We start from the raw sequence: 15,359 nt of genomic DNA, 5'->3' as shown, positions 1-15,359 counted from the left end.
TAGCTGTCAAGTTGGGCTCGGCAAACGGCCGATCGACGCGGCTATTGCATGCCAGACCGGCCGGATTCGCTGGAAGCACCCGGCCGAAGTACAGCGATCAGGCGAGGTTCTGTTCGGCCGACCAGTTGGCGTACCACTGGCGGAACAGCTTGTACTGGGTCTCGGCGTAGTTACGTTGGGCGTCGCTGAGCGCATCGGTTTCGTTGAAGTGCAGGGCGTATTCCTGGTCGCCGCCCAGCACCATCAGGTGTTTGTAGTAGAGAACCAGGTCGGTGCCTTCGTCGAAAGACGACAGCACGTTCAGCGCCTCGGACAGCTCCAGGGCGCGGCGGCGGGCAATGGCGTCGCCCTTGGCGGCCTGCTTGCTCAGTTCGACCAGCTGCAGCACTTCACGCGGCAAGGCGTTGCCGATACCGGTGATGGCGCCGGTCGCACCGCAATTGACGAAGCCATGCATAACCTGGGTATCGACGCCGGCCATGAGAATCACTTCGTCATCCTGCGAGGTGATGTGCTCGGCGGCGTAGCGCATGTCGGCGGCGCCTCCGAATTCCTTGAAGCCGATCAGATTGGGGTACTGGCGACGCAGCTTGAAAAACAGTTCGGCGCGGGTTGCAAAGCCGTAGTACGGGCTGTTGTAGATCACCGCCGGAAGCTTCGGCGCCGCTTCGAGAATGGCGGAGAAGTGCGCTTGCTGGGCGGCTGGCGAAGCGCCACGGGACAAAACCCGCGGGATGACCATCAGGCCGTGGGCGCCGACTTTGGCTGCGTGGGCTGCGTGGGATACTGCTTCGCGACTGTTCACCGCACCAGTGCCGACGATCGTCGGGATGCCTGCAGCGACCAGGCGCGCCACCCCTTCCTGGCGTTCGGCCTCGGTGAGCAACGGCCAGTCGCCCATGGAGCCGCAGTAGACCACCGCGCTCATGCCGGCTTCGATCATTTCGCGGCCCTTGCGCACCAAGGCATCGAAGTCCGGCTTGCGCTCGGCGGTGCAGGGGGTCATCAGGGCGGGGATGGTGCCGGTGAAGATGTTGCTGTTCATGGTGTTGCCTCCTGGGCAGTTTGAAAGTATTTCGTATACGATATCTTTTGAGCGGAAAAATGCCAGCCAAATTTCGCTCACTTAAACGGGGTAGCTGGCTGTTGCTTTTCCACGCTCGCCAGCGCGGCTGGCGAGTGGTGTGCTCGGGATCAGGCCTCGACCGGCCAGGTGTCGGACAGGCGATAGCCCTGGGGCCAGGGGTCGCTCGGGTCGAGCAGGTGCTGGTGGGTCCCGGTGATCCAGGCCCGTCCGGACAGGCAGGGGATGATCGCCGGGCGCCCGGCCACCTCGGTGAGGCTGTCGATACGGCAGTGGAACTCCGAGCCGATGATCGAGCGGCCGATAAAGCGCTCGCCGACCTGCAGCTGGCCCTTGGCGTGCAGCACCGCCATGCGCGCCGAGCAACCGGTGCCGGTGGGCGAACGGTCGACCTTGCCGGGGCGGATCACCACGGCGTTGGCGGCGCTCAGCACGCCCTGCTCGCGCTGCAGAGGGCCGGCCAGCTGGCAGAAGGAAATGTGGTCCCAGTCGCGGTTCAGCGGATGGACGAAGCCCAGTTGCTCGTTGGCCGCGCGGGTGATCTTCAGGCCCGTGGCGGCCAGGTCGGCGGCCTCGTCGGCCTTCAGGGCGAAGCCCAGGGCCTGGGCGTCGGCGATCACGAAACTGTCGCCGCCGTAGGCGGTGTCCACCTGCAGCGAGCCCAGGCCCTCCACTTCGATCCAGGCGTCGAGCTTGTCGGCGAAGGACGGCAGGTTCGTCACCTCGACGCGCTCGACCTTGCCGTCGCGGCACTGGGCCAGTGCCTCGATCAGGCCGCCGGGGGCCTCCAGCAGCAGGCGGGTCTCGGGCTCGGTCATCGGCAGGATGCCGCTTTCCAGCAGCACCGTGGCCACGCACAGCGAGTTGGAGCCGGACATCGGCGGGGTGTCGGCCGGCTCCATGATGATCCAGGCCATCTGCGCCCGCGGGTCCTTGGCCGGCACCAGCAGGTTGACGTGGCGGAACACCCCGCCGCGCGGTTCGTTGAGCATGAAGTTGCGCAGGCTCTGGTCTTCGGCGATCCAGCGCGACTGCGCCCACAGCGTGTCGCCGGGCGGCGGCGCCACGCCACCGACTATGACGTCGCCCACCTCGCCCTCGGCGTGGCAGCTGACCACATGGATGATTTTCGATGAACGCATGCAATTACTCCTGGTGTGCTGTCTCGCCAATCCATTGTTCAAGTGGCTGGCCTGTGTAGGGCGCGCCGTGCGCGCCACCGACGACCGGATGCCGGTGCGAACGGCGCACCCTACGAGCCGGAGCCTTCGCCACGATGATTCCGAGGCCGCGCACTAGAGCACGGACTTGAGGAAGTCGGCGGTCTCCGCCCGCTGCGGGTTGCCCAGCACCTGCTCGGGCGTGCCGATCTCGTGCACCAGGCCGTTGCGGAAGAACGCCACGCGGTCGGACACCTCGCGGGCGAAGCTGATCTCGTGGGTCACCAGGACCATGGTCATGCCTTCCTCGGCGAGCAGGCGCATGGTGTCGAGCACCTCGCCGACCAGCTGCGGGTCGAGGGCGCTGGTGGCCTCGTCGAACAGCATGTAGTCCGGCGACATGGCCAGGGCGCGGGCGATGGCCATGCGCTGCTGCTGGCCGCCGGAGAGTTTGCCGGGAAACACCTTGAGCTTGTCGCCCAGGCCCACGTGGGTGAGCTGCTTGACCGCCATGGCCTCGGCCTCCTGGCGGCTCTGGCCGAGCACCTTGCGCGGCGCCAGCATGACGTTCTCCAGCACGGTCAGGTGGGGGAAGGCGTTCCACTGCTGGAACACGATGCCGATCTTCTGCCGCAGCTTGTTGAGGTCGGTGGCCTTGGCGTGGACCTCGGTGCCGTCGACGCGGATGCTGCCCTGCTTGATCGACTCCAGGCCGTTGATGCACATCAGCAGGGTCGACTTGCCCGAGCCCGAGCCGCCGATGATGGACACCACCTCGCCCCTGTCCACGGTCAGGCTGACGCCCTTGATCACGTCCAGGTCGCCGAAGGATTTGTGTACGTTGTCGATCTCAATCATTTTCCTGCCACCTTTTCTCCAGTTGGTTACCCAGGCGAGCCACCACCAGGCTGATGAAGTAGTAGATGAGCCCGGCGATGCACAGCACCAGCAGCGGCTCCTGTATGCGTGTGACGATGGTCTGCGAGGCGCGCAGCAGCTCGACGATGCCGATCCACATGACCAGGGCGGTGTCTTTCATCACCGACAGCGTCAGGTTCAGCCAGCCCGGAAAGGCCACCCGGGTGGCCATGGGCAGGACGATATGACGCAGGTCCTGCCAGTAGTTCAGGCCCAGCGAGCGGGCGGCGCGGCGCACGTTGGGCGACACGGCCAGCACGCCACTGCGCACGATCTCGGTGCAGTAGGCGGCGGCATAGATACCCAGCACCCCACAGGCGACGCTGAAGGCGCTCCAGTCGAGGCCGGCGATGCTTTTCAGCGAGTTGAACAGGACGAACTGGATCAGCAGCGGCACGCTGCGGAACACGTCCAGCAGCCAGGCCAGGGGCAGGGTGGCGCGCGGCAGGGTGGCCCGCAGCAGGCCGCAGAGCACGCCGCCTAGGGTGCCCAGGAACATCGCGCCGAGGGTCAGCAGGATGGTGGTCCAGGCGCCCTGCGCGAGGTACAGCAGGTCGGTCGAGGTAAGGCTGGTGACGAACATGGCCGGTGCTCTCCTAGTAGCGGAACAGGCGCCAGCCGAGCAGGCGGGCGGTCAGCACGATGGCTTTGGCGATCAGGTAGTAGAGGACGGCCGCCAGGGCGAAGTACTCGAAGGTGCGGAAGGTCTTCACGTTGTAGTCCTGGGTGACGCCGGTGAGGTCGTTGTTGAGGCCGACGATGACCCCCAGGGAGGTCATCAGCACCGCCCAGACCATCTGGTTGGTCAGCGGGTAGAAGACGATGCGCAGCAGCTGCGGCACGATGATCAGGCGGTAGGCCTTGAACGCGCTCATGCCCAGGGAGCGGGCCGCGCGCATCTGCGTATCGGGCACGGCCTTGAGGCCGCCGCGAAAGTTCTCCGCCAGGTAGCCGGCGTTGTTGAAGGTGATCCCGGCCAGCAGCGCGGCCCAGGAGCTGATGTGCAGGCCGAAGGAGCCCAGGCCGAAGTACAGCAGGTAGATCTGGAACAGCGACGGCGTGTTGCGCGCCACCGAGACCCAGGCCTCGGCGAAGCCACGGGTCAGCGGATTGCTCGTCTGCCGCATCAGGGTCAGGCACAGGGCGATCAGCACGCCGAAGATCATCGACAGGGCGGCGGTCTCGAAGGTGACCCAGGCGCCGCCGAGCATGTCGGGCAGCGCCTTGAAGGCCGAGCGCCAATGGAAGCTGTAGTCGAACATGGCTCAAGCGGCTCCTTGGCAGGGGGTGGCCGGGTTCAGCCAGGCCGGCAGCTCGCCGCTGGCCTGGCCGCTGCAGGCGGCCTCGACGCAGGCCGCCAGACCGGCGAAATGCACCTTGCGGCCGACCAGGCCCGGGGCGTAGTGGGCGTATTTGCCGGAGTTGGTCATCAGGGTCTTGGCCGTCACCGGCAGCACCGGCTCGCCGAGCATGCACCAGCAGGTATCGGTGACGAACTGCGCGCCGAAGGCCTCCAGCGCGGCGACGTGGCCGGCCTGGCGGGCCTGTTCGTGCACGTGGCGGCCGCAGGTGATCACCAGGGCCACCTCGCGGTGCTTGCGGCGGCCCTGGCAGAGGCGGGCGAGGGTGGCGCATTCGCTCAGGGAGAAGTGCGGGTTGCCCAGCGACACCAGGCCCAGCTCGGGGCTGTCGGCACTGTTCAGCTCGCGCCAGCTGGCGAGCAGGTCCTGCCGGCCGAGGCGCACGGTCTGTCGCGCCGGCTCGCCGCCCAGGGCCTGCTCGGCGGTCGCGGCCTCCGGGGTCACGCCGACGATGTGGAACATCGGCGCCGCCGAGGTGGTGGCGAAGGCCGCGCCGAAGGCCTTGAGGTCATCCAGGCTCGGTGCGCTTCGCTCCAGTCCGGCAATCACCGGGATCTGACTGCCGGCCAGGGCGCCGATGTGGTAGCCCAGCAGCGGATAGAAGGCATCGTCCAGGCCTGCCGGCGCCGGCACCTCGACCAGCAGGGTGGCGCGCCGGCCCTGCTCCAGGTGACAGCCGGTCAGGGGCGCGCGGCCGGTCAGGGCGATACAGATGTCCAGGTAGTCCGGGTACTTCTGGGTGCGGGCGCCCAGCACGCTGTTGGCGTACACCACCGCGTTGGACTCGGCCCAGACCACCTGCTCGCCCGCCGACGGCGCGCTGTCCAGCAGGTAGGGCGCGCAGGTGAAGCTCATCTGCGCGCCCATTGCCATGTAGGCATCGCCCAGGGCGCTGGCCGGTTCGCCGAAGGCCGGATCGATGTCCTGGGCGCGCCAGCGGCGCTGGTCCACGGAGATGGCGTTGAGGGTGGTCGGCACCCGCACCGCCGCGCCCCAGTCCAGCAACTGGCGGGCGAAGCGCAGGCTGGCCGGGCCGGTATAGATGCAGCCATCGATATGCGCCTGGGCGATATCGATCAGTTCAGTGGCACCCTGCAGCTCGGCCATCTGCAGGACGATCTGCATGGCCACCTGGGCGGCCTTGCCGTGCCTGCCCTCGAGCAGGGCGCGGTCGCCGTCGTTCAGGGCCACGCCACTGCGGCGGGCAAGCTGCCGGGCCAGGTCCGGCGGCGCCGGTCGCCAGCCGTCATCGGGGGGCAGATCGAAGGCCTGGACCTGGCCGTCGGCAATGCGCACGTAGTGCTTGTCGCGCAGGCAGGCGAAGGCCTCTTCGCCGACGCAGACCACGGGCAGGCCGCGTTCGAACAGGGTCTGGGCCACCAGCGCGCCCAGGCTGAGAATTTCCTCGGGCTGCGCCACCACCAGGGCGGCGGGGGCGTGGCCGTTGAGAATCAGTTCCAGCAGCACGCTGCTGCCGGTACAGGAGCCGCGCCCGCTGGGGAGCGCCAGCACGCGGCCGGCAATGATCTGGCCGCTCAAGGGGTGATGGCGATCGATCACCTCGCCGCTGAAGGGGTCGACCCCGCCCCAGAAGCTCAAGCCAACATCGGCGTACAGTAGGTCGCCTTGGGCGTCGCCGGCAACCAGGCTGCGCGCGTGTATCGACAGTTCAGGCATCTGTAGCTCCCGTGCGGCCCGGGGGCCGCACGTCGATTGGTGGGTTTGGGTTCAACGCGGGCGTTGCGCCACTCAGTAGTACACGCCCGGTACGGCCAGGTTGGCCGGGGTGACCTGCTCGCCGACCCACTTGTTCCACAGTTCCTGGTAGCGACCGGTGCGCACCTGCTGGTTGATGAACAGGTTCATGTAGTTGAGCAGGCCGTACTCGTTGCGCTTGGCCGCCAGGGACACGTAGTCGATGGTGTAGGGCGCGTCGCCGGCAATCTTCAGGCCCTTGTACTTGCCGGACTTGAGGGTCGAGGCGGCGACGGTGTTGGTCACCACGGTGGCATCGATATGCCCCTGGGTGACGGCGAGGATGGTGTCGTTGAGGCTCTGGTAGGCGCGGAAGCTGCCGCCGCCCCAGCTCTTCACGTCTTTTTCCAGGGCGATGGCCTCGTAGGTGCCGCTGGTGTTGCCGACCGGGCGGCCCTTGAGGTCCTGGTAGCTGTTGATGCCGCTGTCGTCGCGGGTCAGCACGACCATCTGGAAGGCGAAGTAGGGGACGGTCATGCCGACCGTCTTGGCCCGTTCCAGGGTGTCGGAGGTGGAGGCGACGATGACGTCGGCGCGGCCGGAGATCAGCGCCGGGATGCGGTCCGGGAAGGGGGTCTCCACCACCTCCGGGGTGACGCCGAGGATCTTCGCCAGGTCGGCGCAATAGTCGACGTCGAAGCCGGCGGGGTTGTTGCCTTCGTCACGGAAGCCCATGGGCGGGAAGTCCAGGGTCACGGCGCAGCGCAGCTTGCCGGACTCGATGATGTCGTCGAGTTTGTCGGCCTGGGCCTGGCCGATCAGGGCGGCGCTCAGGACAGCGGTGAGGGCTACGGCAGTTGTTGGTTTTTTCATAGGGGCCTCGTGGTCGGGTGGGGTCGAGCGGTTTATGTGGATATCGTCTTTCGTGTAGATGATTTCGTATACGATATTTTATATGCACTGGCTGTGCCAATGCTCGACCTCGGCGAGTAGGGGCTGTCACGGGGCGCCGGCTGTCGAGCTGCAGCCCGCTGTTCATGCATGTCGCAGCTGACAACGCTGAGGTCGCCGGGATCGCTGTCTGGCGCGAACGGGACAGCCGTAGTGGCGCAGAAGGGGGCGGTGGTGTCACAGAAGGAAGCAGGGTGGGTAGAACCGCACCCTTGGGCGACACGGGGTAACAGTCGACGAAACGACGACAAAGCTCCGGGGCCGCCTCGCCATCATCTATCGCCCGATTACATGCGGTTGCTCTGAGTAGGGTGCGCCATGCGCACCATTTGCCGCCGGGGTGCGTGCTGGCTGGTGGGCGCGGCGCAACCTACGGGCTGCGCTGGCGCTCGCGGTACTGGCTGGGAGAGAGGCCGGTGAGGGCCTTGAACTGGCGGCTGAAGGCGCTGTGGTCGGTGTAGCCGCAGCGCAGGGCGATCTCGGTGATCGGCCGCTCGCCGGTCAGCAACCGGGAGGCGGCGCCCAGGCGTGCGCGGTGGATCATCTGCCTGGGGTTGAGGCCGAAGATGCGCTTGCACAGGCGTTCCAGCTGGGCGACGGACAACCCGGCGATGGCGCAGAGATCCTTCACCGCAATGGGCTGGGCATAGTGCTGGCGGATATGGGCGTCGACCGCCGCCAGCTTCTGGTAGGCCGGGTGGCTGGCCTGGGGCGCCTGCAGGTCGGCGGAGATGCCGGCCATGCCGATGATGGCGCCGTCGCGGTTGCGCAGGGCCAGCTTGTGGGTCAGGCACCAGCCTGGCTGGCGGCCGGGGTAGAGGTGCAGTTCCAGCTGGTCGCTGAGCTGGCTGCCGCTCTCCAGCACGCGACGATCCTGCTCGGTGTAGAGCGGGCCGAAGCGCGAGGGGAAGACCTGTTCGGCGGTCATGCCGAGCAGCGCCTGACGCTCCTTCAGGGCGCAGCGCTGGACCAGGGTCTGGTTCACCAGCACGTAGCGCGCCTCGGTGTCCTTGATGAAGAACACCAGGTCCGGCATGGCATCGAGCAGGGGGGCGATCTGCTGCAGGCTGCCGAGCAGTTCGGGCAGATCCTCTGGGGTGGGCAGTGGCAGGGCATCGAACAACATGGGTCGGCTGGGTCCGGGCAGGGCAGAGGGCTGCGGCTGCCACGGCGGCCGCGGCCCTACTCTAAGGTGCGCTGGCGCCTTCAGGGAAGCGGCGCATCCTCGGCCGCTTCGGCCAGCTGCGCCAGACTGTCGATGCGCGTCGGCGAAAAGGGCGGACGCGGTGTCGGCGCCGGCCAGTCGAACAGGAACCGGGTGGCGCCGCCACAGATACGGCCCTGGCAGGCGCCCATGCCACAGCGGCTGTGCAGCTTGGCATCGACCCAGCCGCTGCGCCCGGCGACTTCGGCGTAGGCCACGTCCTCGCAGCGGCACACCAGGGTGTCGGCATTCGCCAGCTGCTTGAGCCTCGCATCGAGGGCAAAATGCCGGCCGAGTTGCCCGGCGAAGGCCTGCCATCGGCGACGTCGCGGCCACAGGGCGCGGGCCGCGGCCCGCTCGCCGACCGCGGCATGACCGGCGATGGCGCCCTCGACCAGGGCCAGTTCGCTGCCGCCGAAACCGGTGCATTCGCCGGCGGCGTAGTGGCCGTCCCGGCTGCAGGCCTGCCAGTCATCCACGGCGATGGCCTGGCCGTCGAGGCGGCACTCCAGGGCCTGGCCCAGCTGGGTATTGGGAATCAGGCCGAAGCCGCAGGCCAGGCGCTCGCAGGCCATTTCCACCACCTTGCCGCCCTGGCTCAGGCGCACGCCTTCCAGGCGCTCGTTGCCGAGAGCGGCCAGCACGAAGCTGGCGCTGCGGTAATGGCGATCGAACAGTTGGGCGGCCTGCAGCAGCTTGCCCGGCCAGCGCGGCAGCTGCAGGGTGAAGGCGCTCAAGGCGGCGAATGGCGCCTGCTCGACGATGCGCAGCAGCCGGGCGCCGGCCTTTTTGGCGGTGGCGGCGCTGGCCAGCAGCAGCGGGCCGCTGCCGGCGATCACCAGGCGCTCGCCGGCCACCGGCACGCCGCCCTTGATCAGGGCCTGCAGGCCGCCGGCGCCGGTCACCCCGGGCAGGGTCCAGCCGGGAAAGGGCAGCAGCAGTTCGCGGGCGCCGGTACAGAGGATCAGCTTGGAATAACGAGCGCACCAGGCGCAGGTGTCATCTTCCAGCAGCAGCCGGTGCGGGCCGGCGATGGCCACTACCCGGGTCGAGTGGAACAGCTGGATATTGCCCGCCGCCGCCAACGCCTCGCGGTAGTGCCGGGCGATGGCCGGCAGCTGGGCCAGCACGCCGTCGCGCCAGATCTGCCCGCCGGGCGCCGGGTTGTCGTCGATCAGGCCGATGCGTGCGCCGCTGGGCGCGGCGGCCAGGGCCGCGGCCATGCCGGCGGGGCCGGCGCCGATGATCAGCAGGTCGAAGTCGCGGGTCATGGCCGGGTCTCCACCCGCATGCCGGGCTGGCACAGGGTCTGGCAGGCCAGGCGGCGCTGGCCGTCGATGCTGACCCGGCACTCCTGGCACACGCCCATGCCGCATAGTGGCGCGCGGCGCTGGCCGCCGACCGCGGTGCGGCTGCAACCGTCGCCGCCCAGATACAGGGCGGCCGCGACGGTACTGCCGGCGGGTACCCGGATCGTCTGGCCATCGAGGTTGAGTTCGATCATGGGGCTGGCTCCAGAGGAACGGTGGTGTGGACGAAGCGCTCGGGGCGGTAGGGGGCGGGGTCGATGGCCGGGCGCTCGCCGAACAGCTGGGCGGCGAGCAGCCGGGCACTGCCCGGCGCGGTGGTGACGCCGAGGCCCTCGTGGCCGACCGCCAGCCACAGGCCGGCCTGCTGCGGATGCTGGCCGAGCAGCGGCAGGCCGTCCGGGGTGGCGGCGCGAAAGCCGGTCCAGCTGCGGATGGCGTTCATCCCGGCCAGCGCCGGCAGGTAGTCGAGGGCGCGGCGCAGCAGGCGCGCCAGCACCGGCCCCTCGACCTGGGGATCGAGGCTGTCAAACTGGCGCGAAGAGCCGAGCAGGATCTGCCCGGTCGGCCGCGGCTGGGCGTTGAAGGCCACCGAGGTGCCGTTGTTGGCGTGGGCACTGGCGGCGTAACCCAGCTCGACCAGTTGGTGGTGGATACGGCCGGGGTAGCGGTCGGTGATCAGCAGGTGGCCCTTCTTCGGGCGGACCGGCAACTCCGGGCACAGCTCGCTGGCGTGGATGCCACCTGCCAGCACCACGAACTGGGCCTGCAGCCATTGGCCGCCGGCCAGGCGCACGCGGTTGCCGTCGACTTCGCCGACCTGCGCGTGGCGCAGCTGGATGCGTCCGCCGCCCTGGGCGAGCAGCCAGCGTGCGGCGTTCGGCGCATAGACGATGCTGTCGCCGCTGACCTTCAGCGCCCCGGCCAGATCCCGGCGCAGCATTGGCTCGGCCCGGTGCAGGGCCTCGGCGTCGAGCATCTCGCAGGCAATGCCCTGGGCGCCGAGGACCTCGCGCTTGTGTTCGGCCGCCTGCAGCTCCTCGCGGTTGGCCGCCAGCCACAGGGTGCCGCAGTTGCTGTAGGCGCAGTCGGCGTCGAGCTGCGGCGCCCATTGGCGCCACAGCTCGATGGAGTAGCGGCTGAGGGCCAGTTCCGCCGGGCTGTCGTCCATCGCCACCAGGTGGCCCATGCCCACCCCGGTGGCGCCGCCGCGCTGGCTGTCAAGCACCAGCACATCCAGGCCACGGCGGGCGAATTCATGGGCGCAGGCGCTGCCGACGATGCCGGCGCCGATGACGATGACCTCGGCATTCATCCGCGGATGCCCCAGGCGAAGGGATCGTCGTCCTCCAGCAGCAGGGTGGCTTCGGCGCTGATGTGGGCGCGGCCGCGGATGGTCGGGATGATGCGGCGCGCGTCCTGCCACTGGTAGCTGGCCTCGAACTGGCTGCCGATCACGCTGGCCTGGCGCCACAGGGCGCCGGGCGCCAGCTTGCCGTCGGCGGCCAGGCAGGCCAGCTTGGCGCTAGTGCCGGTACCGCAGGGCGAGCGGTCGTAGGCCTTGCCGGGGCACAGAACGAAGTTGCGGCTGTCGGCCTCGGGGTCGTCGGCGAACAGCTCGATATGGTCGATCTCGCCGCCGTCCTCGCCGCGGATGCCCTGGGCCTCCAGGGCCTGGCGCACGGCCCAGGTGTAGGCAGTCAGCGCCTCCAGGTTGTCGCCGGCGACGCGCTGGCCGTGTTCGGCGATCAGGAAGAACCAGTTGCCGCCCCAGGCGATATCGCCGGTGACCTTGCCGTGGCCCGGCACTTCCAGGGACACCGCCTGGCGGTAGCGGTAGGCGGGCACGTTGCGCACGCTGACCGAGCAGTCCGCGTGCAGGGTCGCCTCGACGGTGCCGACCGGCGTCTCGATGCGGTGCAGGCCGGGCTGGATGCGGCCCAGGTGGGCCAGGGAGGCGACCAGGCCGATGGTGCCGTGGCCGCACATGCCGAGATACCCCGTGTTGTTGAAGAAGATCACCCCGGCGCAGGCGCTGGGGTCGACCGGCTCGCACAGCAGCGCACCGACCAGCACGTCGCTGCCGCGCGGCTCCAGCACGGTGGCGGTGCGCCAGTCGTCGTGGCGCTCGGCCAGGCGCTGGCGGCGCTCGAGCATGCTGCCCCGGCCCAGCTCGGGGAAGCCGTCGATCACCAGGCGGGTCGGTTCGCCGCCGGTGTGGGAGTCGATGACGTGGATGCGCTTCATGGGGGCGATTACCTGTGCGGGATGGGTTGCTGCAAGCCTGGCGCTTTTGTGGCGTTCAGGCTTGATGGCTTTCGTGGCGGTAAATGACGAAACCGGCACAGTCGCCGCGGCGAGCCCCAGGTAGCCGCTGCGCTTGCGCACCGCCGGGCCTGCGGCCGCGTTGGGGAATCCTGTCTATCGTTTCAGCTATTGGCTGGCTGTGCCGCAGGCCTCTCTATCGCTGCCGATAGCCGCCATTTCTCCCCGTTTTCTCGCCCAGTCGCCGACTCATGCACGGTTCTTCTGGCGTGGGTCCCAGCAGGAGCAAGGCATGTCGAAGGAATCTGAAGGCGTTGAAGCGTCTGCTGACGAGCGGAAGGACCGGATCAATCCGATGGTCTTCTTCGGGTCGGCCATCGGCATCGTGGCATTCGCCCTGTGGACCATGTTCTTCACCGACTCGGCGGGCGCGGTACTGGCCGACCGCCTCAGCGCCGGTGGCACGCACCAGGTGCTGGTGCTCGAAAAGCCGGCCCTGGCCAGGCCCAATCTGCGGTTGCAGATGCGTGCCCTGACCACCCGGGTGGTGCTGGAAGGCAAGCGCGCCGTCGGCGTCGAGTACCGTCAGAAGGGCAAGACCCTTCGCGTCCAGGCACGGCGCCAGGTGATCCTCAGCGCCAGTGCCTTCAATTCGCCGAGGCTGCTGATGCGGTCCGGTATCGACAACCTGCGCGTGGTGGACTCCTCGATCATGCCCACGGTGAGCAACGGCAACATCAATGCCCCGACCATCATGATCGGCGAGAAGGCGGCCGATCATATTCTCGGCAAGGCGCTGCTCGAACCGCTGGATGTGCCGGCCTATGTCGCCCCGGGCTGGGAGGACAGCCAGGGGGAACAGGGGCCGTCGCGGGGTTAGGCGCGCTTCAGAGCCTGCCCGGCGATGTCGTCCCGGGTCAGTCGCAGCTGGGTGGCGTCCTGGTTCAGACGGTGGATCACGTTGAGCAGCTGTTGCCTGAGCAACTCATCGCCGATGCGCTCGGCGGCGCGCATCACGGCGATGGCCGCCGCCTCGTTATTGGCGGCGACCAGGTCCAGCGTCTTGCAGATGTGTCGGGTTGCTCGGCTCACCTGGGTGGTCCTCCTGAGTTGGAGTGGGCACTCTAGAGCGGCCTTGTTACCTTTTGATGGCACCGTCGCCGTTGCCGGGGTGCACGCCAGCCCGATCGGCCCAGCCCCATTGCCGGACACCGCTGCGCAAAATACCGCGATTGCCACATTCAGCCGTTAGACTTCCAGCTCGAAGATTGCTTGGAGGATCGGATGCGGCGCGTGGTGTTCAACCAGAAAGGCGGAGTGGGCAAGTCCAGTATCGCCTGTAACCTGGCGGCCATCAGCGCCGCAGAGGGGTATCGCACCCTGCTGGTGGACCTGGATGCCCAGGCCAATTCGACCCAGTACCTGACCGGACTGACCGCGACCGCAGTCCCCACCGGCATCGCCGATTTCTTCAAACAGACGCTGGCCGCCGGGCCGCAGAAGAAAAAACCGCGCGTCCAGGTGCACGAAACCCCGTTCGCCAATCTGCACCTGGTCGCCGCCTCGGCGGAGTTGCGCGAGCTGCAGTCCAGGCTGGAGGCACGCTACAAGGTGCGCAAGCTCGGCAAGCTGCTCGAGCGCCTGGCGCCGGACTACGAGCGGATCTACCTGGATACCCCGCCGGGTCTCAACTTTTACAGCCTTTCGGCGCTGATCGCCGCCGACCGCTGCCTGATCCCCTTCGACTGCGACAGTTTTTCCCGCCAGACGCTCTATGAGGTGCTCGGGGAAATCGAGGAAATCCAGTCCGACCACAACGAGCGCCTGACGCTCGAGGGCATCGTGGTCAATCAGTTCCAGTCCCGCGCGGCATTGCCCGGCCAGCTGGTCGAGGAACTGCTCGGCGAGGGCCTGCCATTGCTGCCCATCTACCTGATGAGCTCGGCGAAGATGGGCGAGTCACACCACCTGTGCAAACCATTGATCCACCTGGCGCCCCGGCACAGGCTGACGCAACAGTTCCGAGCACTGTTCAATCTGCTGGAAGGTTGAGCGAGGCTGGCAGTCAATCTCGGGGAAGATTAGGCGGCGTCCCGGCTTCGGCTATTCTGCGCTGAGAGTCACCTCGCCGCGAGAATGCAATGTCCCTAGCCGACGCCATCGTCGCCCACGTCCTGCGACTGGAAACCGCGCTCTATCACGCCCGCGCGCGGCTCGAGGCGGGCACCGACGGTGAAGCCCTGCATGACCTGCGCATCGCTGTGCGGCGCCTGCGCAGTCTGCTCAGGCCCTTGCGTGGCAAAGAGGGCGTGGTCGCACTGGAGCAGGCTGCCGCCGCCGTCGGCGAGTTGACCACGCCGGCTCGTGACCTGGAGGTGCTGATCGAGCAGCTGCGCAAACGCGGCCTGCTCGCGCCTGCCAGCAGCAGAGCGGCGCGCTTGATGGCCAGCCACGAGGAAATACTGCGCAGCCCGGTGCTGCAGCAGCTGTTCGACCGCCTGGCGGCATGGCCGGCGGATCTGCGCCTGGCGCAGCGCCAGGGCGAGTTGCGCCGACTGGACGGGTTGCTCAACAAGCGCCTGGGAAAACTGAAGGTGCGCCTGCAGGATGCCCTGGCCGATCCGCAGCATGACCCGCATCGACTGCGCTTGCTGGTCAAGCGCAACCGCTACGCCCAGGAGGCCTATCCGCAGCATTCGCCCATCTCGGCCGACGGCGTGCTGGCCCTCAAGGCCGTGCAAGGGGCTTTGGGCCGTTGGCACGACCGCTATCAGTGGTGCCTGAGGGCCAGCCAGGAAGCGGACCTGCAACCGCTGCGCGAGCAATGGAAGAGCGAGGCTGTCGAGGCGCTACAAAAGGCCGAGGGCAAGCTGCTACTGCTCACCGATGCCTTGGCGGCCAAGGCCAAGGACAGGCGCCGCACGAAGGGCAACCTGTGAGCGTGCTGCGCCGTCTGAGGGCCATGTGCCAACCAGGCCCCTTGTCAGTCGAGCGCTTTTCTGGGAAAAGGCTGCCCGATTGGCCAGCCAGAAGCCGGCCCAGATTAACGAGAGTGAGCGATGAGCAGAGAACTGCAGGTGACAGACATCCTGGTGGGCGAGGGCAAGGCGGTGGTCAAGGGGGCCTTGATCACCACCCAGTACCGCGGCTACCTGGAGGACGGGACCACGTTCGATTCCTCCTATGACCGCGGCAAGCCGTTCCAGTGCGTGATCGGCACCAGGCGGGTGATCCAGGGCTGGGATCTGGGCTTGATGGGCATGCGCGTCGGCGGCAAGCGCAGGCTGTTCGTGCCGGCCCACCTGGCCTATGGCGAACGCAAGATCGGCGAGCACATCCCGGCCAATTCCAACCTGATCTTCGAGATCGAACTGCTCGAAGTGCTGACGCGGGACGACTGAGCGCCCGCGAGCC

General features: G+C 68.1%; 16 protein-coding genes and 1 pseudogene. 4 read left to right on the top strand and 13 right to left on the bottom strand.

The annotated features are described in order from the left end of the window. Window positions 1-97: 97 nt before the first annotated feature. The 12 genes from KDW96_RS07440 to KDW96_RS07385 form a co-directional block, all read right to left on the bottom strand. Window positions 98-1,045, bottom strand: a complete 948-nt coding sequence (locus KDW96_RS07440) for a dihydrodipicolinate synthase family protein (RefSeq protein ID WP_255839803.1) — start codon at window positions 1,043-1,045, stop codon at window positions 98-100. 149 nt (window positions 1,046-1,194) lie between these two features. Continuing rightward, on the bottom strand, window positions 1,195-2,226 hold the full coding sequence (locus KDW96_RS07435) for a trans-3-hydroxy-L-proline dehydratase (RefSeq protein WP_255839802.1): 1,032 nt from the start codon (window positions 2,224-2,226) through the stop codon (window positions 1,195-1,197). Window positions 2,227-2,379: 153 nt separating this feature from the next. Then, entirely contained in the window at window positions 2,380-3,102 is a 723-nt protein-coding gene (locus KDW96_RS07430; protein WP_255839801.1) for an amino acid ABC transporter ATP-binding protein, read from the bottom strand. Further along, window positions 3,095-3,745: an amino acid ABC transporter permease gene (locus KDW96_RS07425; protein WP_255839800.1), complete on the bottom strand. Its 651-nt coding sequence runs from the start codon at window positions 3,743-3,745 to the stop codon at window positions 3,095-3,097. Before KDW96_RS07425 ends, KDW96_RS07430 begins: the two co-directional genes overlap by 8 nt. Window positions 3,746-3,758: 13 nt before the next feature. Next, window positions 3,759-4,424 carry an amino acid ABC transporter permease gene (locus tag KDW96_RS07420; protein WP_213639189.1) on the bottom strand — a complete coding sequence of 222 codons (666 nt, stop codon included), beginning with the start codon at window positions 4,422-4,424 and terminating at the stop codon, window positions 3,759-3,761. A gap of 3 nt (window positions 4,425-4,427) precedes the next feature. After that, entirely contained in the window at window positions 4,428-6,200 is a 1,773-nt protein-coding gene (gene lhpI, locus KDW96_RS07415) for a cis-3-hydroxy-L-proline dehydratase (protein ID WP_255839799.1), read from the bottom strand. A 72-nt stretch (window positions 6,201-6,272) separates the two neighbouring features. Beyond that, window positions 6,273-7,091 (bottom strand): ABC transporter substrate-binding protein, encoded by an 819-nt coding sequence (locus KDW96_RS07410; RefSeq protein WP_213639187.1) that lies wholly within the window; start codon window positions 7,089-7,091, stop codon window positions 6,273-6,275. A 448-nt stretch (window positions 7,092-7,539) separates the two neighbouring features. Next, on the bottom strand, window positions 7,540-8,295 hold the full coding sequence (locus KDW96_RS07405) for an AraC family transcriptional regulator (RefSeq protein ID WP_255839798.1): 756 nt from the start codon (window positions 8,293-8,295) through the stop codon (window positions 7,540-7,542). Between the two features lie 80 nt (window positions 8,296-8,375). Continuing rightward, on the bottom strand, window positions 8,376-9,644 hold the full coding sequence (locus KDW96_RS07400; protein WP_255839797.1) for an NAD(P)/FAD-dependent oxidoreductase: 1,269 nt from the start codon (window positions 9,642-9,644) through the stop codon (window positions 8,376-8,378). Next, complete coding sequence (locus KDW96_RS07395; protein WP_255839796.1) at window positions 9,641-9,877, bottom strand: (2Fe-2S)-binding protein; 237 nt, start codon at window positions 9,875-9,877, stop codon at window positions 9,641-9,643. Before KDW96_RS07395 ends, KDW96_RS07400 begins: the two co-directional genes overlap by 4 nt. Further along, the gene (locus KDW96_RS07390) at window positions 9,874-10,995 is read right to left on the bottom strand and encodes an NAD(P)/FAD-dependent oxidoreductase (RefSeq protein ID WP_255839795.1); all 1,122 of its coding nucleotides are present in this window, start codon (window positions 10,993-10,995) and stop codon (window positions 9,874-9,876) included. Before KDW96_RS07390 ends, KDW96_RS07395 begins: the two co-directional genes overlap by 4 nt. Continuing rightward, a complete protein-coding gene (locus KDW96_RS07385) occupies window positions 10,992-11,927 on the bottom strand; it encodes a 4-hydroxyproline epimerase (RefSeq protein WP_255839794.1) in 936 nt (311 codons plus the stop codon). The genes KDW96_RS07390 and KDW96_RS07385 overlap by 4 nt, the downstream gene beginning before the upstream one ends. A gap of 508 nt (window positions 11,928-12,435) precedes the next feature. Between KDW96_RS07385 and KDW96_RS07380 the strand changes: the two are divergent. Beyond that, window positions 12,436-12,825 (top strand): annotated as a pseudogene (locus tag KDW96_RS07380) (GMC family oxidoreductase N-terminal domain-containing protein); the annotation flags it as partial. Here the strand turns inward: KDW96_RS07380 and KDW96_RS07375 are convergent. Continuing rightward, window positions 12,822-13,037 (bottom strand): hypothetical protein, encoded by a 216-nt coding sequence (locus KDW96_RS07375; RefSeq protein ID WP_255839792.1) that lies wholly within the window; start codon window positions 13,035-13,037, stop codon window positions 12,822-12,824. The pseudogene KDW96_RS07380 and the gene KDW96_RS07375 overlap by 4 nt on opposite strands. A 192-nt stretch (window positions 13,038-13,229) precedes the next feature. On the opposite strand from KDW96_RS07375, the gene KDW96_RS07370 reads away from it, so the two are divergent. The 3 genes from KDW96_RS07370 to KDW96_RS07360 all read left to right on the top strand — a co-directional run bounded on the left by KDW96_RS07370 (window position 13,230) and on the right by KDW96_RS07360 (window position 15,346). Continuing rightward, the gene (locus tag KDW96_RS07370) at window positions 13,230-13,997 is read left to right on the top strand and encodes a ParA family protein (protein WP_255839791.1); all 768 of its coding nucleotides are present in this window, start codon (window positions 13,230-13,232) and stop codon (window positions 13,995-13,997) included. 89 nt (window positions 13,998-14,086) lie between these two features. Then, complete coding sequence (locus KDW96_RS07365; RefSeq protein WP_255839790.1) at window positions 14,087-14,884, top strand: CHAD domain-containing protein; 798 nt, start codon at window positions 14,087-14,089, stop codon at window positions 14,882-14,884. Window positions 14,885-15,004: 120 nt separating this feature from the next. After that, window positions 15,005-15,346 (top strand): FKBP-type peptidyl-prolyl cis-trans isomerase, encoded by a 342-nt coding sequence (locus KDW96_RS07360; protein ID WP_255839789.1) that lies wholly within the window; start codon window positions 15,005-15,007, stop codon window positions 15,344-15,346. The last annotated feature ends 13 nt before the right edge of the window (window positions 15,347-15,359 follow it).

The organism is Pseudomonas benzenivorans, from assembly GCF_024397895.1.
GTDB classification, from domain to species: Bacteria; Pseudomonadota; Gammaproteobacteria; order Pseudomonadales; family Pseudomonadaceae; genus Aquipseudomonas; species Aquipseudomonas benzenivorans_A.
This window is presented reverse-complemented; position numbering and strand designations above follow the sequence as displayed.

What these genes read in the sequence shown, in the direction of transcription:
- KDW96_RS07440 (WP_255839803.1), bottom strand. Translation starts at nt 1,045, where the DNA reads ATGAACAGCAACATCTTCACCGGCACCATCCCCGCCCTGATGACCCCC.
- KDW96_RS07405 (WP_255839798.1), bottom strand. Translation starts at nt 8,295, where the DNA reads ATGTTGTTCGATGCCCTGCCACTGCCCACCCCAGAGGATCTGCCCGAA.
- KDW96_RS07360 (WP_255839789.1), top strand. Translation starts at nt 15,005, where the DNA reads ATGAGCAGAGAACTGCAGGTGACAGACATCCTGGTGGGCGAGGGCAAG.
- KDW96_RS07390 (WP_255839795.1), bottom strand. Translation starts at nt 10,995, where the DNA reads ATGAATGCCGAGGTCATCGTCATCGGCGCCGGCATCGTCGGCAGCGCC.
- KDW96_RS07410 (WP_213639187.1), bottom strand. Translation starts at nt 7,091, where the DNA reads ATGAAAAAACCAACAACTGCCGTAGCCCTCACCGCTGTCCTGAGCGCC.
- KDW96_RS07365 (WP_255839790.1), top strand. Translation starts at nt 14,087, where the DNA reads ATGTCCCTAGCCGACGCCATCGTCGCCCACGTCCTGCGACTGGAAACC.
- KDW96_RS07400 (WP_255839797.1), bottom strand. Translation starts at nt 9,644, where the DNA reads ATGACCCGCGACTTCGACCTGCTGATCATCGGCGCCGGCCCCGCCGGC.
- KDW96_RS07395 (WP_255839796.1), bottom strand. Translation starts at nt 9,877, where the DNA reads ATGATCGAACTCAACCTCGATGGCCAGACGATCCGGGTACCCGCCGGC.
- KDW96_RS07430 (WP_255839801.1), bottom strand. Translation starts at nt 3,102, where the DNA reads ATGATTGAGATCGACAACGTACACAAATCCTTCGGCGACCTGGACGTG.
- KDW96_RS07435 (WP_255839802.1), bottom strand. Translation starts at nt 2,226, where the DNA reads ATGCGTTCATCGAAAATCATCCATGTGGTCAGCTGCCACGCCGAGGGC.
- KDW96_RS07385 (WP_255839794.1), bottom strand. Translation starts at nt 11,927, where the DNA reads ATGAAGCGCATCCACGTCATCGACTCCCACACCGGCGGCGAACCGACC.
- KDW96_RS07370 (WP_255839791.1), top strand. Translation starts at nt 13,230, where the DNA reads ATGCGGCGCGTGGTGTTCAACCAGAAAGGCGGAGTGGGCAAGTCCAGT.
- lhpI (WP_255839799.1), bottom strand. Translation starts at nt 6,200, where the DNA reads ATGCCTGAACTGTCGATACACGCGCGCAGCCTGGTTGCCGGCGACGCC.
- KDW96_RS07425 (WP_255839800.1), bottom strand. Translation starts at nt 3,745, where the DNA reads ATGTTCGTCACCAGCCTTACCTCGACCGACCTGCTGTACCTCGCGCAG.
- KDW96_RS07420 (WP_213639189.1), bottom strand. Translation starts at nt 4,424, where the DNA reads ATGTTCGACTACAGCTTCCATTGGCGCTCGGCCTTCAAGGCGCTGCCC.